Genomic DNA, 20,403 nt, shown 5'->3' with positions numbered 1-20,403 from the left:
CACGAAGCCTTCGGAGTGTCCCGAGCAGGGCCGCGAGTGCGTGGTGGACCAGGTCGCGAGGCCGGTCGTCCGCGCCGCGGGCCTGCTCGGCCCCTCCGGCCGCATCTCGGTCGTCACGAAGCGGCTGGTCGGATACGACGAAGAGTTGCTCGCCAGGATCGCGTCCTGGTCCTCGGGGTCGTCTCTGCCGGTCATATCCTCACCGGCCTGACGCTCGCGCCGATGGCCCCGTACGCGACCTGTTCACGGACCCGGGCGGGCTGGGTGAGGCCGCTCAGGAGGAGGCCGAGCCCACGGTCCGCCCGCATGCGTCTGTAACAGGCATGTATTAGGGGGTGGTTGAACGGAACGGTTCCCGCGCCGCCAGGGTCTCAATGATCAGCAAGTGATCAACTGGCGATCGGCAACCGATCTTCAACCGATCAGCCAGTGATCAGTACGGCTCGCTCAAGACGAGTGAGCGGACACACCCTGAAAGGGATCCCCCCATGCGCGTCCAGAAGTTCTCCCTCCTCGCCGTCGCCGTCGCCGCGGGCCTCTCGCTCACGGCCTGCCAGAGCGGCGGCGACTCCTCGGCCGGGTCGGACGACTCCTCCTCTTCCGCCCAGAGCTCGGGTTCGCAGAGCTCCGGTTCCCAGGACTCCGGCGGCAGCACCGCATCCACCGGCAAGGGCACCGGCACGGCGGGATCCGACGCGAGCACCGGGGGCTCCTCCGGCGCGGCTTCGGGAACGGGTACGGGTACCTGCCAGACCTCCCAGCTCGCCTTCAGCAGCTCCGGCGGGATGGCCGAGGGCACGCTCATCGTGAACCTCAAGAACACCGGTTCCGCCACCTGCACCCTCAAGGGATTCCCCGGAGCCGACCTCAAGGGCAAGGACGGCACCGTCAGCGCCGAGCGCAGCAAGCTCGCCCCGCCGAGCGTCAGCGTCACGGCGGGCGAGGAGACCCGCTTCACGCTGCACTACCCGTCGAACGACTCTGGCGGCTCCGGCGTCACCTTCACCAGCCTCGTCGTCACCCCGCCCAACGAGACGCACTCCCACACCCTGCCCGTGAGCATCAACGTTCCCGTCTCCGACGGCTCCGGCACTGCCATCACGGTCGACCCCGTCGGCACCGGCAAGTGAGCGGCCGGCGCGAGGGATCCGTCACGTAAGCACCACGCCGCCCGGCCTGCGCAGGCTCACCCGGCGTCGCCGCCACGAAGTCGCGTACGGCCGGGAGGTCTCCGGCCGTCGGGCGGCAGGCCGTCCCATCCACCGGCAGACTCAGACCTATGAGGTCCACGACGCCGCCCTCGGCCTGCTGGAACGCGGTCACGTCAAGGTGCACGACATGGTGACCCGGGAGCCCTGGCCCACCGACGGCCCGGACTGCCCGGTCTACGAGGTGCAGTCCCCGCACCCGCTGCGGCCGGTGCCCGACGCGGACGGCTCCGTCGAGGGTCTGTCCCTCACGGACACGGCGTCATGACGTCCGCCGTCATCGTCGGCGGCGGGCCCAACGGGCTCGCCGCCGCGGCCCTGCTCGCGAGGACGGGCGTCGAGGTCACACTCCTCGAAGCCGCGGACGAGGTCGGCGGCGGCACCCGCAGCCACGAGGCCATCCTGCCCGGCCTCCTGCACGACCACTGCTCGGCCATCCACCCCATGGCCGTCACCTCGCCGGCGCTTCGCTCCCTCGACCTCGAACGGCACGGCCTGCGCTGGAAGTCGGCGGACATCGACTGCGTACACCCGCTGGACGACGGCAGCGCCGGGGTGCTGATGCGGTCCGTCGCGGACACCGCCCGCATGCTCGGCGCCGACGCCGGACGGTACCGGGCACTCTTCGAAACGCCGGCGCGCCACTGGGACGCGCTCGCCCAGGACGTCATGCGCCCGCTGCTGCGGATCCCGACGCACCCGCTGCTGCTCGCCCGCTTCGGCCTGCCGACCCCCCTGCCCGCCACCGCCCTCGCACGGCTCTTCAGAACCCCCCAGGCGCAAGCCCTGTGGGCCGGTGTCGCGGCGCACGCGTTCCGCCCGCTGACCCACCCGTTCACCTCGGCGATCGGCCTGGGCATCCTCACAGCCGGGCACACCGCCGGATGGGCCGTCGCCGAGGGCGGGTCACAGTCCATCGCCCGCAGCCTCGAGAACGTACTGTGCGAGCACGGCGGCACGATCCACACCGGCGTGAGCATCACCCGCTCCTCGCAGATCCCGCCGGCCGATGTGACCCTCCTCGACCTCGACCCCGGTCAGATCGCCCGCATCTACGGCGACCGGCTTCCCGCCCGCGTGCGATCCGCCTACCGGCACTTCCGCCGTGGCCCCGGCGCCTTCAAGGTCGACCTGGCCGTCGAAGGCGGCGTGCCTTGGACGAACGCGGACGCACGACGCTCCGGCACCGTCCACCTCGGGGGGCCGCTCGCCGACGTGGCACGTGGGGAGCGGGACGTCGCGGCCGGACGGATGCCCGAGCGCCCCTTCGTCCTGGTCGGCCAGCAGTACCTGGCCGACCCCTCCCGCTCGGTCGGCGACGTACACCCTGTCTGGGCCTACGCCCACGTCCCGTACGGCTACGACGGGGACGCCACCGAGGCGATCCTCCGCCAGTTCGAGCGCTTCGCCCCAGGCGTACGTGAACGCATCGTGGGCCGGCACGTCACCCGGCCCGCCGACTTCGCCGCGGCCAACCCCAACTTCGTCGGGGGCGACATCATGACGGGAGCGCAGACGGTCCCGCACCTCCTCCTCGGCCCGCGCCCCGCTCTCGACCCCTACGGCACCGGCCTGCCCGGCGTGTTCATCTGCTCCGCCGCCACCCCGCCCGGCCCCGGCGCACACGGCATGTGCGGCGCCGGCGCGGCGAGGTCCGCGCTGCGGCACCTCGGAATCCGACAAGCCGTCTGACACAGCGCCACGAGGTGAGGGCCGACGGACCTGCTCCCGCCGGTCCCTTCCGCTGCTGCCGAACGCGGCGGAGCCCCGGCCGGTCGTCAGCCCGGCCGAGGCCCCGCCCACGTGCGTCCTCCCGCTCAGGCGGCCGCTTCGATGGTCACCTTGACGTGCTTCATGATCGGCTGGTCGCTCTGCGTGCTGTAGTCGACGAGCGCGCACAGCACGTTCATCTCGGGCATGTACCCGGCCGCGCAGCCGCGCGGGATGTCGTACGGAATGGCGAGATAGCCGTTGAGGTAGCGGTGGCTGCCGTCCCTGGCGGTGCTGGTGATGTCGACGGGGTCGAACTCGGAGATGCCGCGCTCGCGCATGTCGTCCTTATTCATGAAGACGAGCTCACGCAGGTTCTTGACGCCGCGGTAGCGGTCGTTGTCCGAGTAGATGGTGGTGTTCCACTGGTCGTGGGAGCGCATGGTGCCCAGTGCCAGGGTGCCGGGCGCCGGTACGACGTCGGGGAGGGCGGCGTCGGAGAACTCCGCGCCACCGGACGGGGTGAGGAAGACCAGTTCGCGGGCGGGCTGCTTGAGGCGGAAGCCCAGGGGCAGGCGCACGCGGCGGTTGAAGTCCTCGAACCCGTCGAGGGCCTGGGACATGGTGTCGCGGATCCGGTCGTAGTCCTCGATGTACCACTCCCACGGCGTGGGGCTGGCGGGCAGGGCCGCGCGGGCCATGCCGGCGACGATCGCGGGCTCGGACAGCAGGTGCGGCGACGCGGGGCGCTTCATGCCGACGGACATGTGCACCATGCTCATCGAGTCCTCGACGGACGTGCTCTGGAGGCCCTTGCGCTGGTGGTCCTTCTCGGTGCGGCCGAGGCAGGGCAGGATCAGCGCCTGGCGGCCGTGCACGAGGTGGCTGCGGTTGAGCTTGGTACTCACCTGGACCGTGAGGTCGCAGTTGCGCAGGGCCTCGTACGTGATCGGCGAATCCGGCGCGGCGAGCGCGAAGTTGCCGCCCATGCCGACGAACACCTTCACATCACCCCGGCGCATGGCCTGGATGGTGCCGATGGTGTCCAGGCCGTGCTCACGCGGCGGGTCGATCTTGCAGTACTCGGCGAGGCGGTCGAGGAACGCGTCGTCGGGTCGGTGATCGATGCCGCAGGTGCGGTTCCCCTGGACGTTGCTGTGACCGCGTACGGGGGAGGGGCCGGCCCCTTCACGTCCCAGATTACCGCGCAGCAGAAGGAGGTTGATGATCTCGCGAACGGTGTCGACGCCGTGCTCGTGCTGGGTCACGCCCAGGCACCAGCTGACGATGCTGCGGTCGGCCTCGCAGTACACGCGCGCCGCTTTGAGGATGTCGTCGCGGCTGACCCCGGACTGCCTCTCCAGCTCCTCCCAGGACGTGTTCTCGCACAGCTCCCGGTAGGCGGCGAAGCCGGTGGTGTGGCGGTCGATGAACTCCTGGTCCAGGGCCTTGGGGTCCAGCTTGGACTCTTCCAGCACAGCCTTGGCCATGCCGCGCAGGAGCGCCAGGTCGCCGCCGATACGCACTTGGAGGTTCAGGGTGCTGGTCTTCGTCGTCTTGAACAGCGCCATGTCCATGAAGTCGTGCGGGACGATGGTGCGTGTGGCGGCCGCTTCGACGAGCGGGTTGATGTGCACGATCTGCGCGCCGCGGTGGTACGCCTCGGCGAGCGCGGTGAGCATCCTGGGCGCGTTGGACGCGGCGTTGACGCCCATGATGAACAGCGCGTCGGCGCTCTCCCAGTCCTTGAGGTCGACGGTTCCCTTGCCGGTTCCCAGCGACGCCTCCATGGCGCGGCCGCTGGCCTCGTGGCACATGTTCGAGCAGTCGGGCAGGTTGTTCGTGCCCAGCTCACGGGCCATCAACTGGTAGAGGAACGTGGCCTCGTTGCCGAGCCTGCCGGACGTGTAGAAGGAGGCCTGGTTCGGGTTCTCGAGGCCACGCAGTGTGCTGCCGACGAGCTCGAACGCGTCCTTCCAGCTGATCGGGACGTAGCGGTCCGCGTCGGGGTCGTAGACCATCGGCTCGGTCAGCCGGCCCTGGTCCTCCAACTGGAAGTCGCTCCACTCGAACAGCTCCGTGACCGTGTGGGCCGCGAAGAACTCGGGCTCGACGCGCTTGCGCGTCATCTCCCACGTGACGTGCTTGATGCCGTTCTCGCAGATGTCGAGCTTCAGGCCCTTGGTGTCGTCCGGCCACGCGCAACCGGGACAGTCGAAGCCCGTGTTCTCGTGGTTCATCTTCATGATCGCGCGTGGGCCGTCCACCAGCTCGCGCTCGCGCACGAGGAACTGGGTCACGCTCTTCGCGGCACCCCAGCCGGCGGCCGGGTGGTGGTAAGGGTGATACTCCGGATCCTCCTTGGCGATCGGTCCCACCCTGGGTTCCAGCTCTTCCGGCGCCTCGCTGTCGATACTCAAGACACTCAACCCTTCGACCATGCGATTACGGGCTTAAGGCCGACAAAATGGTACTTTCAGCCAGGCTATGCCGGTTGATCAATGGGCGCTACCCGCCCGGAGCACCGTCGCCCGCGGCAACCAGGGCGTGCGCCTGCCGCCCACGCGGCCACAAGTCGCGGAGCCGTCCGCCCTGCCGGTCGACCAGCTCGGCCCAGCTGCCGCGCTCGGCGATCCGGCCGTGGTCGAGGACCAGGATCTCGTCGACGGCGGCGCCCTGGAGGGGGCGTGGTGTTCGGCGGGCTCGTCCATGATCAGGACGGGGAAGACAGCGAGCAGCGCGCACGCCGGCGGCTGCCGCTGCCGCTGTCCTCCGGAGAGGCGGGCGGTGGTGCTCGCCCACCATCGTGTCGAGCCCGGCGGGCAGGCTGTCGACCCGGTCCAGGAGACGAGCCCTGTCGAGTGCGCCCCGCAGGTCGCACTCCTCGGCGTCGGGGCGGGCGAGACGCAGGTTCTCCCGCAGTGAACTGCCGAAGACATGGGCGTCCTGCCCGCACAGCCCGATCACCCTGCGGACGTCGTCCGAAGCGAGCGCCCGCGTGTCGACGGCCCGGGGACACCGGGCCACCGACCGATGGGCTGGCAGCTCGGTCGGCCAGGCCACGAGCGCTCACCCGAGGGCGACGGTCACAGACCGAGCAGCGACCCGGTCAGGTCGTACGTGTGCTCCTTGAGCGCCCGCACCACGATGTCGGCGATGAGGCCTGCCGGGCCACGAGGAGGGCCGCGCCCACCCCGCCGACGATCACGGATCCGGCGAGGAAGGCTCGGGTGGTGCGGGCGTACGCCGGCAGCCGGGGTCGGCAGGTCGCACGGTCAGTGGCCCGCCGGAATGTGCTGGACGCCGATCCGCCGGCGGAAGACCCAGTACGTCCAGCTCTGGTAGATCAGCACGATCGGCGTGAACACCGCCGCGACGATCGTCATCACCTTCAGCGTGTACGACGACGAAGCGGCGTTGGAGACGGTCAGCGACCGGTCGGGGTCGAGCGTCGACGGCATGACGTCCGGATACAGGGCAAGGAACAGGGTCGCGAACGTCGCCACGACGGTCAGCCCCGACAGTGTGAACGCCCAGCCGTCACGGCCGAGCCGGGTCATGACGAGCGCCCCGACCAGGGCCACGAACGCCACGATCATCACGCCCAGGCTCCGGCCGTTGCCCGAGCCCGCCTGTGTCCAGATCAGGAAGGCGATCAGCAACAGGCCCGCCACGACGCCCAGTTGGATCGCCTGGGCCCTGGCCCGGTCACGGATCTCACCGAGCGTCTTCAGCGCCGCGAACACCGCGCCGTGGCAGACGAAGAGCACCAGCGTCATGAAGCCGCCGAGGATCGCGTAACCGTTGAACAGATCCCCCAGGCCGCCCACGTACGACTTGTCCGCGTCGATCGCGAGGCCGCGGACCATGTTCGCGAAGATCACGCCCCAGAGGAAGGGCGGCAGCAAGGAGGTCCAGAACGTGGCCTCCTCCCAGTTGCGCTGCCAGCGCGCACCGGACTGCTTGGCGCGGTACTCGAAGGCCACGCCCCGGACGATCAGGCAGAACAGGGTGATCAGCAGCGGAATGTAGAAGCCGCTGAACATCGTGGCGTACCAGTCCGGGAAGGCCGCGAAGGTGGCACCGGCGGCCGTGATCAGCCAGACCTCGTTGCCGTCCCACACCGGGCCGATGGTGTTGATCAGGACCCGGCGCTCGGTGCTGTCGCGGGCCAGCAGCTTGGTGAGGACACCGACGCCGAAGTCGAAGCCCTCGAGGAAGAAGTAGCCGATCCACAGGACGGCGATCAGGATGAACCAGAGATCGTGGAGGTGCATGACGATCCGTCCTCAGTACGCGTGGGCAAGGGGCTGGTCGGCGTCCCCTGCGGAGGGCCCGCGCAAGGTCGGGTCCTGGGTCGGCGGCTGCTCGCCGGAGTCCGGGCCGGCCATGGCGTACTTGGCCATGAGTTTCAGCCAGATCACCGCGAGAACCGCGTAGAGCGCGGTGAACGCGGTCATCGACCCGATCACCGTGCCGGTGGTCACGTTGGGGGAGTCGGCTTCGGAGGTGCGCATCAGTTGGTAGACCACCCAGGGCTGGCGGCCCATCTCGGTGAAGATCCAGCCGAAGCTGTTCGCCACCAGCGGGAACGCCATGGTGAGGATGCCGACCCGCCAGCTCCACTTGGTGAAGAAGGCGTTCATCTCGACCTTGTTCGTGAGCATCAGCATCGGTGGCTCGTCGTCGTCGGTCTTGCGCGAACGGGTGAGCCAGAACTTGCGCCGGGTGGTCCACAGCCCGATCAGGCCGACCACGAAGCTGGTCATCCCGAAGAAGATCATGAGGCGGAAGCCCCAGTACGTGATGAAGATGTTCGGGATGTAGTCCCCCGGTTCACCGCCGAATTCGGCCGCCTCCTGACGGGCCCTGTCGTTGATGCCGGGGACGGGGGAGTGGAAGTTGTCCTTGGCGAGGAAGGACAGCAGGCCCGGGATCTCCAGCGCGACCTTGTTGTGGCCCTCGGAGACGTCGCCGATCGCGAAGATCGAGAAGGGGGCGGGAGCCTGCGTGTCCCAGAGCGCCTCAGCGGCGGCCATCTTCATCGGTTGCTGATCGAACATGACCTTGGCCAGCCGGTCACCGCTGATTGCGGTGCCGAGGCCCGCGACGACCGCGATCATCAGGCCGACCCGCAGTGAGGTACGCATCGGCGCGATGTTCCGGCGGTTGGTCTCCCTGCCACGCTTGGCGCGCAGCAGGTGGTACGAGGAGATGCCGATCACCAGAGCGGAGCCGGTGAGGAACGCCGCGGTAACGGTGTGGAACATCTGTGCCTGCGTGGTGTTCTGGAACAACACCCGGCCGATGTCGGTGAGTTGGGCCCGTCCGGACTCCTTGTCGATCCGGTAGCCGACGGGATGCTGCATAAAGGAGTTGGCCGCCAGAATGAAGTACGCGGAGAGCAAGGTGCCGATGGCGACCAGCCAGATGCACGCGCAGTGCAGCTTCCTGGGAAGTCTGTCCCAGCCGAAGATCCACAGGCCGATGAACGTGGACTCGAAGAAGAAGGCGATCAGCGCCTCCATCGCCAGAGGTGCGCCGAAAACGTCACCGACGAAGCGCGAGTAGTCGGACCAGTTCATGCCGAACTGGAACTCCTGGACGATGCCGGTGACGACGCCCATCGCGATGTTGATGAGAAAGAGCCTGCCCCAGAACTTCGTGGCGTGGAAATACTTCGCCTTGCCCGTGCGCACCCAGGCCGTCTCGAGGCCCGCCACGATGGAGGCCAGACTGATCGTCAGCGGGACGAAGAGGAAGTGGTAGACGATGGTGATGCCGAACTGCCATCGCGCCATGGTCTCTTGAGCGACTGCTAGTACCACTGCACCTTCTCTCGACCGGATCTCCCCGCATTCGGGCAAAAGCTATCTTTAGCACAAAGCGGCATGGAGCCCGGTGGAACTGGAGCCAGGTGAAGGTGAGCATTTTCCGCTCCGCTTGCGGATCGGAAGCCGCCGGGATTGAGTGGAATGGATGCCCCACCTCGGAGGCGTCGGAAGCTGTCAGCATTAGAGGCTGGTCACATGAAAGCCAAGAAGGGCGATTATCTGACCCTGCACAGCGTCAAGGGTGACCGGACCGTGAGGGTCGAGGAGATCATCTCCGGTACGGATCGGGATCTCTACCAAGTGACCTTCGCGGACGGCCGTACCGCTGTCGTCGCGCCGGGTCCGAGGGTGGAAATGACACGCGGCGAGCGCCATACACACGTGATTGATGTTTCCGGTTCCCCGTATCTCTAGATTGCGCGAAGACAGACACGCGATTCGGGAGCCCTCCTGAGGGCTCCCGAATCGCGCGCTTTTGCCGGTGGGAATCAGTACCGCAGAAGCGCCGCCACGCCGCCGGCCTCCTGGAGCGTCCCGTCGGGCACGAACAGAACCCGGGCGTCGGCCGCGATCGCGTTGTCCACGAGTCGCTCGACGATGTCGGTGGCCACACCAAGTGCGTGCGGCGACGGTTCCATGTCCTTCTTCGGGTCCGGCAGCGTCACCGGCTTCGGTACGTCTACGAGCTCCAGTGCGCGGTCGGCCTCGGTGATGCGGCCCGCCAGCGCCAGCCCCTCTTCCATCACCAGGCGGCGCACGCGCTTGTCGGCGACCGAGGTCCACACCTCCGGCGCGCCGCCGACGTACTTGCCCTGTCCACGCGCTTCGCTCAGCTCGGAGACGGCTTCGGCGACCTGCTTCGCGTAGAAGTCGGCGAGGACCGGCTGAAGCCGCTTCTCCAGATCCTGGGCCGATTCCTTGTCCATGCCCGCGAGCGGCAATGTCCCGGCGATCAGATTCCCGTATCGGGTGATGCTCTTGAACGTCGCGAGGATCTTGTCGCCGCCGATGACGAACAGCGGCAGTCCGTCGTGCTCCTCGAAGGACTGCCCCAGCCGTTTGTCCACGGTCCGCAGGTACTGTTCGACCCGCTCCTCATGCCCCTCGTACGGCGTGGCGTGGGGGATGGACCCAGGAATCGCATCCTCGGGCGACGGGATCTGCGGCTTGTCCGGCCACCCGTTCTTCTCCACTTCCTGCAGCCTTCGTACAGACCCGTGATACAGACGACACAGCTCCTGGTCGAGGACAAGAACCAGGTACGGGCGGGAACGCTGCTCGGCGGCCACCAGGTACCGCGTCAGGAACGCGGTACCGAATTCCACGCGGGGTTCCACCGGCGCGAGCGATGTCATCCGCCATACCTGAACCGGCTCGTTCACGGCCACATAAACGACCATGGCGTCGTCCGGGTGGAAAGGATCGGTCGCGCGCTCGATCTCAGCGGGATCCAGCAGTTGATCCCGCAGCTCCAACCTTGTCTCCCGCTCCACGTCCGGGTCGTCCACCAGCCGCCGCTTGGCCTCGGTGACCAGGTCGCGGATGAGGATTCGGTCCTTGTCGCTGAAGGGGAAATCCGGATCGGTGGGCGTGACCAACGTGATCGCGGGATACGGCCGCTCCTTGCTCAGGGCGGCGCGGATTTCGGGAGTCAGATCGGAGGTATGCACGATTTCAGCGTCGCATTGATCACCGGGACACGCAGGGCGGATACGGCCGACCGACGGGTAACGCGTCCCGAGCCCCGCGGGGTGGGTTCGGCTCGACCCGCCGTCATCGTCAGGAGCGGCGTACCGTGAAATCTACGGAATGCGCGACCGGGGACATCCGGGCCCGCGAAGCCGACGTGAGATGGCGAGGTGCCGAGTCATGAGCAAGAACTCACCGGCGAAAGGGCACCACGGCATAGGCGCCCGAGGGCAGGGAAAGCTGCTGTACTTCCACTCGCAGATCCCACAGGCAGCCGTCAAGCAGGCGAAGGAACAGCTGCCCGGTAAGTCGCAGCAGCCCCACGACCACCGCAAGGCCAACGGCCGCTGGGCCGCCCCGTGACGAGGTCGGCCGATACGCCTGGAGGGCTCACACGGGCGTGTGGCCCTCCAAGTAGTTGCGGACGACTCCGCGCGGTGTGATGTCGACCGCCTCCGCGACCGGAACCCAGTGGATCTGCTCCGGCGCGAGCCGCGCTCCGTCCGAGGGGTCATCGGTCAGCAGCCGGCACAGAACAACCGACCCCGAATCTGCTGGAGCCGCCTCCGGTTCGAGCGTCGATGAACCGTCGACGAGGTAGCCGGTGAGCTCGTACACGAGTCGTGCGGCGGTGGCCTCCGCCGACTCGGCGGGCTCGGGAACGCCGGACGGCAGGGCACTGCCGTCCGGCTGTTCCACCAGGAGCAGGCGTCCGTTGTGGATGACGACCGCCTGAACCATTCCCTGGGCCGCCTGCTCCAGCGCCATGATCCGACCGCCCTTTCCCTGTTCCGCGTGATCCGTGCGCCCGGTGTCCGGGCCTTGCCTTCCTACCCCGCGAAGGTCAGTTCACGCTGACGGCACCGGATCAGGGCTCAGGGCGGGGCCGGATTCAGCGGGCTCTTGCGAGGAACCCCAGGGCTTCGGCCCTGGGGGGAATCGCATCCTGTGGTGGCGGTGCGCAGCATCGCAGTATCTGTGGTTTCGGCCGTGGGCTGCCTGGCGGAGCCGGCCGGAGGCCGGCTAGTCAGGGCGTTTGTGCTGCTCGATGTACTGCTTGATGGGGGCGAGCGGCGTGCCGCTCGCGGAGGCGGTGAGGTAGAAGGGGTGCCAGGAGGAATGTGCGCTGTTCGAATGCCGGTGCGTCGGGTGGCGGGTAGCGTCACGGTCGTGAAGTTGAGTGTGCAGGTGAAGCTCCTGCCGACGCCCGTGCAGGCGGCGGCACTTGAGGAAACCCTGCATGCCTGCAACGAGGCCGCGACCTGGGTGTCGTCCGTGGCGTTCGAGAAGGACATCAAGCGCAACTTCGCCCTGCGTGAGCACTCCTACGGCCAGGTCAAGGACCGGTGGGGGCTCGGAGCTCAGGCGGCCCAGCACGTCATCAAGAAGACCTGCGACGCGTACACCACCCTCAAGGCGAACCTGAAGGCGGGGAACCTCGGCAAGCCCTCCTCCAAGCGCTACCGGCGTGCCATCGAGAAACCGATCGCCTTCCGCCCGGTGGGCGCGCAGCCGTATGACGACCGGATGCTGTCCTGGCAGCACGCGGAGCGTACGGTGTCGATCTGGACCCTGTCGGGCCGGATGAAGGGCGTGGCGTTCACCGCCTCGCGCGAGCATTTGGCCCGCCTGGCCCTGTATCGCAGGGGCGAGTCCGACCTGCTGTACCGGGACGGCATGTGGTTCCTGATCGCCACCTGCGAGGTCCCCGAGGCCGAACTCAACACCAACGTGGTGGAGTTCCTGGGGATCGATCTGGGGATCGTGAACATCGCGACCACCTCGGACGGTCAGATCATGGCCGGGCGCCGCCTGAACCGCGGACGCCTGCGCGAACGCAACCTGCGTCAGAAACTCCAGCGTAAGAACACCCCGTCCGCCAAACGGCGCCTGAAGAGGCGGCGTCGTAAGGAGGCGCGGCGGGGGCGGGACATCAACCACAAGATCGCGAAGCATGTGGTGGCCGAGGCAGAACGCACCGGTCGCGGAATCGCCCTGGAAGACCTCACGGGCATCCGCGCACGGGTACGGCTTCGCAAGCCCCAACGGGCCACCCTCCACTCCTGGGCTTTCGCCCAGCTCGGCCAGTTCATCGCGTACAAGGCCCGCAAGGCAGGGGTACCGGTGGTGCACGTCGATCCGGCGTACACCTCCCGCACCTGCGCCGAATGCGGGCACATTGACAAAGCGAACCGGGTCTCCCAGGCCCGTTTCGTATGCCGGTCCTGCGGTGTCGTTGCACATGCGGACTGGAACGGCTCCCGCAACATCCGTCACCGTGCGGAAGAGTTGTGGCGACGCGGGGTGCAGTCAACTGCCCCAGACCCGCCCCCGGACACCGGGCGTGGGACAGGACGCAAACGCAGCGCCACAGCCAGTGGCGCCCGTTGTGCAAGCCCGGAACTTTGAGTCCCGGGTCGTTGACACGCGGTCGGCAGCGGTCATCAGGTACTGGAAACTGCCGTTCCTGTACGCCGGAGGGACCTGTCCTCGATGCCGGTGACGAGATGGTCGGCCTGCTTGCGCAGTTCCCAGTTGGGCAGCGCGGCCTCGGTGAGGTTCTCGACGTGCACGGGGACCAGGCGGTTGCGGGCCATGGCGCGGAAGTACTCCGACCGTGGGTGGATGTCGCAGATGTAGTGGGCGTTGATCAGGGACACCTGGCGCGAGGCTTGGCCGTAACTGTCGTTGCAGCAGCCGGTGATGACCACGTAGCGGCCGCCGCGACGCAGCGGCCGGGCGTGTTCGACGAAGAGCAGCTCCAGCTCGACGTACATCGTCGACTCGTTGTTCCACGACGCGGCGAAGGCGCCGGTCGGCAGGCCGGTGCCGAGCATGTTGCGCTGGTGGTGGCGGACCTGGCATCGGGACGCCGCGCCAGGCGGGTACCTCGTGCCCGTCGACGTTCGCGGTGCCGGGCACCGGGCCGCGCCGGTTGCACTGCCGGAAGAACGCGGCGATCGCCTTGGGACGGGCGAGGAAGAGCCGTGCCTTACGGCGCATGGAGAGCAGTTCGTCGAGATCGTCGGGGGTGGGCGGGCCGGAGAAGGTGCTGATGCGCTGGCCGTGGTCGACGTTGTGCAGCAGCCCGAACTCGCGGTCGGTGAGGAGTTCCCACTCCCGGCGCTCGCGGACCTCCTCGATGGTGAGGCGGAGTTGCTCCTCGGCCTGGTCCAGCGGGTCGTTGTAGAGGGCGCGCAGTGTGGTGGCTACAGGGTCAGCTGTTTTGGGGCGCGCGGTGTCGTGGTTACTGACTTCGGCTCGTCAGGGTGATCTTTCGCGAAGTCCCTGCTGGGGATGGTGTGTTGGTTATTCCGTGGTGTGTGAGGTATGCGGATGGGGGCGGGCTGACCGCGATGGGGCGTCAGCGCCGGGAGTCGGTGCGGTTGCAGGCGGCCGAGTTGTTCGAGCAGGACATCAAGCCGCCGGAGGTCGCGCGGCGGCTGCGGGTGAGCCGGAAGTCGGCCTACCAGTGGCATGAGGTGTGGCGCGAGGGCGGGACGGCGGCCCTGGCCTCACGTGGTGCGGGCGGGAGTCGTTGTCGCCTGTCGCCGCGCTGCCTGGAGAAACTGGCCGCTTATCTGGAGCAGGGGCCGGCTGCGCATGGCTGGGTGGAGGACCAGGTGTGGACCGCGGCCCGGGTGGCCACGCTGATCGGGAGGAAGTTCCACGTCTCCTACAGCGTCTGGGGTGCCACGCGGTTGATGCACCGGCTCGGGTTCTCCCCGCAGGTGCCCGCCAGGCGGGTGGCCGAGCGCGACGAGCGGGCGGTCGACGTCTGGAAGGAGGCGACCTGGGCGGAGGTAAAAGAGCCCGGGCGGCCTGCGGGGGTTACATCTGCTTCGAGGACGAGGCCAGGTTCACCCGCAGGCCGCCCAAAGGACGCACCTGGGGCCGGCGTGGGATCACCCCGGTCGTGACGGTCAGCGGACGCCGCTCGGGACGGCTGTCGGTGGCCGGGCTGATCGCGATGCGGCCCGGTTCGCGCACCCGGCTGTGTCATCGCCTGCGCACCCATCCCGCGTGCAAGGGCGAGCGCCGCAGCCTGGGCGAGCGGGACTTCATCGCGCTGATCGACGGCGCCCACCAGCTCGTACGGGCGCCGATCATGCTGGTATGGGACCGGCTGAACACCCATGTCTCCCGCAGAATGCGGGAGTTGATCGACCAGCGGGAGTGGCTGACCGTGTTCCTGCTGCCCGCCTACTCGCCCGACCTCAACCCGGTGGAGTGGGTGTGGGCACACGTCAAACGCAGTCTGGCCAACCTCGCCGTCGTCGCCCTGGACCGCCTGTAGACGCTCGTGCGTAACCGGCTCAAACGTCTCCAGTACCGGCCCGAGACCCTCGACGGCTTCATCGCTGGAACCGGACTCACCCTCGACGAACCGGCATCACCCTGATCAGCCGAAGTCAGTACTGGGCGCGCCACTCCGGAGCGAGGATCGCCCAGAGCTGCGTGCCGTGACGGGTGCCGTCGTACGGCCAGGACTCGCGCTGAACGCCTTCGAGCGTCATGCCGAGCCGTTTGGCCACCGCGGCGCTGCGTTCGTTGTCGGCCCGGCAGTGCCACTCGGCGCGGTGCAGGCTCCGTGTGGTGAACGCCCAGTCCAGCAAGGTGCCGCACGCCGGTGTGATCAGGCCGTGGCCCTCGGCGTCCGGCTCCAGCCAGCAGCCGATCTCGCAGGAACCGGAGGCGGCGTCGAAGTCCACGAACATCACGCCGCCGACGAGCGTGCCGTCGAGCCAGATGCCGTAGAGGCGGCCGCCGTCCGCGGCCTGGCGCTCGGCGTACCGGCGCAGTGTGGCCCGCGCCCCGTCGACGTCGACGGTGATGAACCCCGCCCCGACCCACGGCCGGATGTGCTCGCGAGCCCGGTCCAGGTGGGCGGCGAACTCCTCGGCGTGCCATATCTCGAGCGGGGCGAGACGGGCGTCGTCCCGCAGGGGGAGAGAGAACATGAGGGACCTCATTCACACAACAAGCGTTTTGACTATGTACCGTAGCAGCATGCCACGTACCAAGGGGGACCATGAGGCCCGTCGCCGCGACGTCTCCGAGGCGGTCTGGCGGGTGCTGGTCGCGCACGGATTCGGCGGCCTGACCATGCGCGCCGTCGCCGCCGAACTCGACGCGTCCACCGGCCTGCTCACCCACTACTTCCCGGCCAAGCGCGACCTGGTCGCGTACGCCCTCGACCTGCTCGAGCAGCGGACCGTCTCGCGCCCCCGGCCGGCCGCGGGGGAGGGCCTGGCCGCGCTGAAGACCGCCCTGATGGGCATCCTGCCGCTGACGGGCGAGGCCACTGACAGCAACCGGATCTGGGTGTCCTCCTGGGACACTGCGCTCGCGGACCCCGGGCTGAGCGACGACTACGCCGGCAAGTACGCGCGAAGCCGCGACAAGCTGCGCGACAAAGTCGAGGCCGCTCAGGAGGCGGGCGAACTGCCCGACGGGGACCCGGCGCGCATCGCGGCCGGCGCCCAGGCGTTCGTGCTCGGCCTGGTGGTGCAGGCCCTGTTCGACCCCGAGGCGTTCCCGCCCTGCCGCCAGGCCGAGCTTCTGGACGACTACCTGGACGCACTGACCGGCACCGGGTGAAGGCGCGCTGGCGCTCTACCTGTGCGCGGACGCCGCGGGCGGAGCCGTCGACGCGCGCAGGACCGGCCGGGACGGCAGGCGGGAGGTGACCGTGACGTGGCGGCCCGCGAGCAGGTCGATGAGGCGCGTGACGGCGAGTGCGCCCACCTCCTCCACCGGGACGTCGAGCGCGGTCACGGGAGGTGTCGTGGACTTGAGGCTGCTCAGGTCGTCGGCCGCGGCCAGACTGACGTCCTCGGGCACCCGGCGATTCGCCGCCGCGAGTCCGTGCAGCAGCCCGAGCGTCAGATAGCTGTTGTAGGCGAGCACGGCCGTGGCGTCGCGGGGGAGGGCGCGGGCGGCCTCTATCCCCGCGTCGAACGAGGGCGGCAGGGGGCCCAGGACACGCAGCCGGGCCTTCGCCTGCTCCGCGCGCTCCGTCAGGATCGCGGACCGCTGCCCGTCGGCCCAGGAACCGGCGGGGCCCGAGACGTAGGCGATGTCCCGGTGTCCCTGGTCGAGGAGGTGGTCCATGAGCTGGGCCAGACCCGTCGCCGTGTCGGCCACGACTGCGGGCAGCCGGCCCACCTGGCGGTCGACCAGTACCAGGGGGAAGCGTCGCGCGCGTTCCCGCAGCGCGGCGTCGGTGCCCACCGGCGTGACCATGATCAGCCCGTCGGCCTGCTCGGCGAGCCGGTCGGCGAGCTCCGCCTCACGGGTGGGGTCGTACTCCGAGACGGCGATCAGGAGGTGATGGTCGGTCTTCTCGGCGGTCTGCTGGGCGCCCGTCACGAGCGGCGCGAAGAACGGGTTGGAGAGCGTCGGCACGACCAGGCCGACCAGCCCCGTCCGCCCGGTGGTGAGCGCGCGGGCGGCGGCGTTGGGGTGGAAGCCCAGGCGCTGCGCGGCGTCCAGCACGCGCAGACGGGTGGCTTCCGCGACCAGCTCGGGGCGCTGCAGGGCCCTTGAGGCCGTTGCCTTCGACACCCCTGCCGCGCGCGCCACATCCATCAGCGTCGCCATCGCCGCCCCCTGCCTGACGTGCCCGCCGAGCGTGCGCGGGCCCCTGTGTTCACATTCGCTTTACGGCGTGTCATCATACCTGCAACCGGTCTCTGCAACCGGTTACAGAACCCGGTTGCAGAGACCTGGCCCAAGCCGGGTGCCCCCACCTCCCGCGAGTCCTCCCCGCGCCGACGCCGCCGCAGGCCGTCCTGCCCGACCCTCATCCCCGCCGAGGTTTCGTATGCCACCCACCGCTCCGACCACCGGCGAGCAGACCGCCGTCACGACCGAGCCACCCGCCTCGCGCGTCGAACGGCTCTTCAGCGTCCGCGGCCGCGGCAGCACCCACCGCACCGAACTCGTGGCGGGCGCCTCGATGTTCATGGCCGCCGCCTACGCCGTGGTCGTCGTGCCCGGTCAGCTGGCCGGCGCCGGCGTGCCGCACGGCGCCGCCACCACCGCCGTCATCATCGCGATAGCCCTGGCCACCCTGGCGATGGGCCTGATAGCCAACCTGCCCTTCGTCGTCGCCCCGGGCCTCGGCGGAGTGGCGCTCGTCGCCTTCACCATCGTCGGCCAGGACCACGTCCCCTGGGACACGGCGCTCGGCATGGTGTTCTGGTCCGGCGTGGCCTTCCTGGTGCTCACCCTCCTCGGCATCCGCGACCTCGTCACGCGCCTGATGCCGATGCACCTCAAGTACGCCATCAGCGGCGGCCTCGGCCTCTACATCGCCCTCATCGGATTCCGGGACGCGGACCTCGTCGTCGGCAACGCCGACAAGGCGGCCCTGGCCGTCGGTGACCTGTCCAAGCCCGCCGGTCTGCTGGCCCTGGCCGGCCTGCTGCTGCTCACCGCGCTCGCGTCGCGCAAGGTGCCCGGCGCGTTCCTCATCACCATCGCGGCGGTGACGGTCGCCGGCATCCCGCTGGGCGTGACCGAGGTCCCCGACAGCCTCTTCTCGGCGCCGGACTCGCCCGGCCCGCTGCTCTTCCACATCGACATCCTCGGCGCCCTCAAGCCCGAGTACTTCCCGTACATCTTCGCCTTCTTCGTCTCGGAGTTCTTCTCCATGACCGGGACGCTGCTGGCCGTGGCCGGGCGGGCCGGGCTACTCGACAAGGACGGCAACATCCCCGGCTCCCGCCGCCCGTTCCTCGTCGACTCCGTCTCCGTGATGGGCGGGGCCGCCGTCGGCGCGCCCTCGATGACGGCCTACCTGGAGTCGTCGGCCGGCGCCGACTCGGGAGGCAGGACCGGCCTCGCGTCGGTGTGGGCGGCCTGCGGCTTCGGTCTCCTGCTCCTGGTCACTCCGTTCGCGACACTGATCCCGTCCGCGGCCACGGCGCCCGTCCTCATGTACATCGGGCTGAACATGCTCGGCGCCCTCAAGAACGTCGACTTCAAGGACCCGACGCACGCCGTCCCCGCGGCGCTGACCGTCGCGACCACCTTGTTCTTCGGCAACTTCGGCACCGGCATCGCGACGGGCCTGGCCGCGCACGTCCTGGTCAAGACCGTCAGCGGACGGATCCGCGAGGTGGCCTGGCCGCTGTGGATCGTGATGATCCCGCTCGGCTACTACTTCTACACCCTCGTCCCGTGACGACACCGTCCACGAAGGAGCACGACGACATGAGTGATCCGCACGACCTCCGGATCTTCGGCGGGAGCGTGGTGTCCACCTTCACCGGCGAGGAGTTCCCCGCGGACGTACTGGTCCGGGGGAACGAGATCAGCGCCGTACTCCCGCCGGGCACGCCCGCAGAGGCGCGCGAGGAGATCGACGCCACCGGCATGCGGATCGTCCCCGGTTTCGTGGACGCCCACATGCACATCGAGAGTGCCTTCCTCACCCCGCAGCAGTTCGCCGCCGTGACGCTGGCCCGCGGCACCACCACCGTCCTCGCCGATCCGCACGAGATCGTCAACGTCGCGGGCCGGGACGCCATGCGGTGGATGATCGACGCCGGTGACCGGACGCCGCAGACCCAGCTGTGGGGCGTGCCCTCCTGCGTGCCCGCGCTGGAAGGTCTTGAGCACGCCGGTGCGGCGCTGTCCGCCGACGACATCGCGGAGATGCTGCGCTGGCCGGGCGTGGTGGCGCTGGGCGAGGTCATGGACTACCGGGCGGTCGTGGCCGGCGACCCCCGGATGGCCGCGGTCACCGCCGCCGCCCGGGCCCAGGGGACGATCATGGACGGCCACTGCCCCAACCTCGGCGGCGCCGAACTCAGCGCCTACCTGGCCACGGGCGTGGACTCCGACCACACCAAGAACCGCACCGAAGTGGTCCTGGAGAAGGCCCGCCTCGGCATGACGATGATGCTCCAGGAGAAGTGCCTCGACGAGGACGTCGCGAAGGCACTCCTCTCGCTGCCCCAGCTGCCGCCGCTGTGTCTCGTGACAGACGACCTGGCGGCCGACCACATCGTCACCAAGGGACACCTGGACCACATCGCCCGCGTGGCGGTGGCGGCGGGCTTCCCGCCGCATGTCGTGCTGCGCGCGCTGACCTGGACCCCGGCGCAGCGGCTGCGGCTGTACGACCGGGGCGTCGTCTCGCCGGGCAAGCGCGCCGACCTGGTCCTCCTGCGCGGCGAACTCGCCGCGTTCGACCCGGCCGTCGTGCTGGCCGGCGGCCAGGTCGTGGGCAGGGACGGAGCCGCGGTCTACGAGGCACGGTCCGGGGAGGCCGGCGCCCTGGAGAGCCGTGTCGACGTGGAGGCGCAGGACGAGGACGGTTTCCGCTGGCGCGTGGACCTGCCCGACGGGACGCACCGGTTCCGGGCCATGCGCGTGAACCCGCGGGACACCTACACCGAGGCAGCGGAGATCGAACTCCCCGTGTCCGACGGCGAAGTGGCGTGGGAGGGCAGAGCCGTACTGGTCCGCGTCCGCAATCGCCACGGCCGTGACGGACTCGTCTTCGCGCCGCTGCTCGGCCGGGACCTGGCCGAGGGCGCCGTGGCCACCACGTACGCCCACGACAGCCACAACCTGGTGACGATCGGTACGTCCCGTGCGGCGATGGCCGCAGCGTCGGCGACCGTCGTGGCCGACGGAGGCGGCGTGGCCGTCGTCCGAGGTGCCGCCGGCGAGAGCGTGGCGGCGCGGATGCCGCTGCCGGTGGGCGGCGTGCTGTCGGCCCGGCCCGCCGCGCGGGTCGCCGAGGAGGCGGGCGCCGTGCGGGCCGCCCTGGAGGCGTGGGGTTGGGAACACCTCAACCCGTTCATGAGCGTGTCCACCCTTACGCTCGCCGTGTCCCCTGCGCTGAAGATCACTGACCGTTCGCTGGTGGACGTCGAGCGGCGGGCGCCGGTGGGGGCGACGGTCGCTTCCTGAACGGGACCGGGGGAGTGGCGGACGCCTCCTTC

At 69.4% G+C, this 20,403-nt stretch carries 17 protein-coding genes and 4 pseudogenes; 11 read left to right on the top strand and 10 right to left on the bottom strand.

The genetic code is table 11. The features are described from left to right. The first annotated feature begins 40 nt into the window (after positions 1-40). From OG758_RS04270 to OG758_RS04255, 4 genes are all read left to right on the top strand, one after another. Complete coding sequence (locus tag OG758_RS04270) at positions 41-211, top strand: hypothetical protein (RefSeq protein ID WP_326708680.1); 171 nt, start codon at positions 41-43, stop codon at positions 209-211. Positions 212-488: 277 nt separating this feature from the next. Further along, on the top strand, positions 489-1,130 hold the full coding sequence (locus OG758_RS04265) for a DUF4232 domain-containing protein (RefSeq protein ID WP_326708679.1): 642 nt from the start codon (positions 489-491) through the stop codon (positions 1,128-1,130). Next, positions 1,093-1,476, top strand: coding sequence for a DUF3556 domain-containing protein (locus tag OG758_RS04260; RefSeq protein WP_326715798.1), 384 nt, complete (start codon positions 1,093-1,095; stop codon positions 1,474-1,476). Before OG758_RS04265 ends, OG758_RS04260 begins: the two co-directional genes overlap by 38 nt. Continuing rightward, positions 1,377-2,900 carry a phytoene desaturase family protein gene (locus tag OG758_RS04255; protein ID WP_326715797.1) on the top strand — a complete coding sequence of 508 codons (1,524 nt, stop codon included), beginning with the start codon at positions 1,377-1,379 and terminating at the stop codon, positions 2,898-2,900. Before OG758_RS04260 ends, OG758_RS04255 begins: the two co-directional genes overlap by 100 nt. A gap of 125 nt (positions 2,901-3,025) precedes the next feature. On the opposite strand, the gene OG758_RS04250 is transcribed toward OG758_RS04255, so the two are convergent. The 4 genes and pseudogenes from OG758_RS04250 to OG758_RS04235 form a co-directional block, all read right to left on the bottom strand. Then, on the bottom strand, positions 3,026-5,359 hold the full coding sequence (locus OG758_RS04250; protein WP_405656073.1) for an FdhF/YdeP family oxidoreductase: 2,334 nt from the start codon (positions 5,357-5,359) through the stop codon (positions 3,026-3,028). 67 nt (positions 5,360-5,426) lie between these two features. Next, positions 5,427-5,924: pseudogene (locus tag OG758_RS04245) on the bottom strand (ATP-binding cassette domain-containing protein); the annotation flags it as partial. A gap of 269 nt (positions 5,925-6,193) precedes the next feature. Next, positions 6,194-7,195, bottom strand: coding sequence for a cytochrome d ubiquinol oxidase subunit II (cydB, locus tag OG758_RS04240; protein ID WP_326708678.1), 1,002 nt, complete (start codon positions 7,193-7,195; stop codon positions 6,194-6,196). A gap of 12 nt (positions 7,196-7,207) precedes the next feature. Continuing rightward, positions 7,208-8,746, bottom strand: a complete 1,539-nt coding sequence (locus OG758_RS04235) for a cytochrome ubiquinol oxidase subunit I (RefSeq protein WP_326708677.1) — start codon at positions 8,744-8,746, stop codon at positions 7,208-7,210. 201 nt (positions 8,747-8,947) lie between these two features. On the opposite strand from OG758_RS04235, the gene OG758_RS04230 reads away from it, so the two are divergent. Continuing rightward, entirely contained in the window at positions 8,948-9,166 is a 219-nt protein-coding gene (locus tag OG758_RS04230) for a DUF1918 domain-containing protein (protein WP_326708676.1), read from the top strand. Positions 9,167-9,240: 74 nt separating this feature from the next. On the opposite strand, the gene OG758_RS04225 is transcribed toward OG758_RS04230, so the two are convergent. After that, positions 9,241-10,422 (bottom strand): baeRF3 domain-containing protein, encoded by a 1,182-nt coding sequence (locus tag OG758_RS04225; protein WP_326708675.1) that lies wholly within the window; start codon positions 10,420-10,422, stop codon positions 9,241-9,243. 199 nt (positions 10,423-10,621) lie between these two features. On the opposite strand from OG758_RS04225, the gene OG758_RS04220 reads away from it, so the two are divergent. Next, on the top strand, positions 10,622-10,804 hold the full coding sequence (locus OG758_RS04220; protein WP_326708674.1) for a hypothetical protein: 183 nt from the start codon (positions 10,622-10,624) through the stop codon (positions 10,802-10,804). A 27-nt stretch (positions 10,805-10,831) separates the two neighbouring features. On the opposite strand, the gene OG758_RS04215 is transcribed toward OG758_RS04220, so the two are convergent. Then, positions 10,832-11,209 carry an NUDIX hydrolase gene (locus OG758_RS04215; protein ID WP_326708673.1) on the bottom strand — a complete coding sequence of 126 codons (378 nt, stop codon included), beginning with the start codon at positions 11,207-11,209 and terminating at the stop codon, positions 10,832-10,834. Positions 11,210-11,611: 402 nt separating this feature from the next. Here OG758_RS04215 and OG758_RS04210 point away from each other — a divergent pair, with 402 nt between their 5' ends. Continuing rightward, positions 11,612-12,850, top strand: a complete 1,239-nt coding sequence (locus OG758_RS04210) for an RNA-guided endonuclease InsQ/TnpB family protein (protein WP_326708672.1) — start codon at positions 11,612-11,614, stop codon at positions 12,848-12,850. A 15-nt stretch (positions 12,851-12,865) separates the two neighbouring features. Here OG758_RS04210 and OG758_RS04205 read toward each other — a convergent pair. Continuing rightward, positions 12,866-13,302, bottom strand: a pseudogene (locus OG758_RS04205) (SAM-dependent methyltransferase); the annotation flags it as partial. Between the two features lies 1 nt (position 13,303). Beyond that, positions 13,304-13,639 (bottom strand): annotated as a pseudogene (locus OG758_RS04200) (Crp/Fnr family transcriptional regulator); the annotation flags it as partial. A 125-nt stretch (positions 13,640-13,764) separates the two neighbouring features. Between OG758_RS04200 and OG758_RS48830 the strand changes: the two are divergent. Beyond that, positions 13,765-14,843: pseudogene (locus OG758_RS48830) on the top strand (IS630 family transposase). A 10-nt stretch (positions 14,844-14,853) separates the two neighbouring features. On the opposite strand, the gene OG758_RS04185 reads toward OG758_RS48830, so the two are convergent. Continuing rightward, positions 14,854-15,402: a GNAT family N-acetyltransferase gene (locus OG758_RS04185; protein WP_326708671.1), complete on the bottom strand. Its 549-nt coding sequence runs from the start codon at positions 15,400-15,402 to the stop codon at positions 14,854-14,856. Between the two features lie 49 nt (positions 15,403-15,451). On the opposite strand from OG758_RS04185, the gene OG758_RS04180 reads away from it, so the two are divergent. Then, complete coding sequence (locus OG758_RS04180) at positions 15,452-16,042, top strand: TetR/AcrR family transcriptional regulator (protein WP_326708670.1); 591 nt, start codon at positions 15,452-15,454, stop codon at positions 16,040-16,042. 15 nt (positions 16,043-16,057) lie between these two features. On the opposite strand, the gene OG758_RS04175 is transcribed toward OG758_RS04180, so the two are convergent. Beyond that, positions 16,058-17,044 carry a LacI family DNA-binding transcriptional regulator gene (locus tag OG758_RS04175; protein ID WP_326708669.1) on the bottom strand — a complete coding sequence of 329 codons (987 nt, stop codon included), beginning with the start codon at positions 17,042-17,044 and terminating at the stop codon, positions 16,058-16,060. A 223-nt stretch (positions 17,045-17,267) separates the two neighbouring features. Here OG758_RS04175 and OG758_RS04170 point away from each other — a divergent pair, with 223 nt between their 5' ends. Together OG758_RS04170 and OG758_RS04165 are read left to right on the top strand one after the other, a co-directional pair. After that, positions 17,268-18,632 carry an NCS2 family permease gene (locus OG758_RS04170; RefSeq protein WP_326708668.1) on the top strand — a complete coding sequence of 455 codons (1,365 nt, stop codon included), beginning with the start codon at positions 17,268-17,270 and terminating at the stop codon, positions 18,630-18,632. After that, positions 18,629-20,371, top strand: coding sequence for an adenine deaminase C-terminal domain-containing protein (locus OG758_RS04165; RefSeq protein WP_326708667.1), 1,743 nt, complete (start codon positions 18,629-18,631; stop codon positions 20,369-20,371). Before OG758_RS04170 ends, OG758_RS04165 begins: the two co-directional genes overlap by 4 nt. Positions 20,372-20,403: the final 32 nt, after the last annotated feature.

It is taken from the genome of Streptomyces sp. NBC_01474, assembly GCF_035918215.1.
Classification (GTDB): Bacteria; Actinomycetota; Actinomycetes; order Streptomycetales; family Streptomycetaceae; genus Streptomyces; species Streptomyces aureus.
The sequence above is the reverse complement of the archived record's forward strand: the minus strand, read 5'-3'. Positions and strand labels throughout refer to the sequence as shown.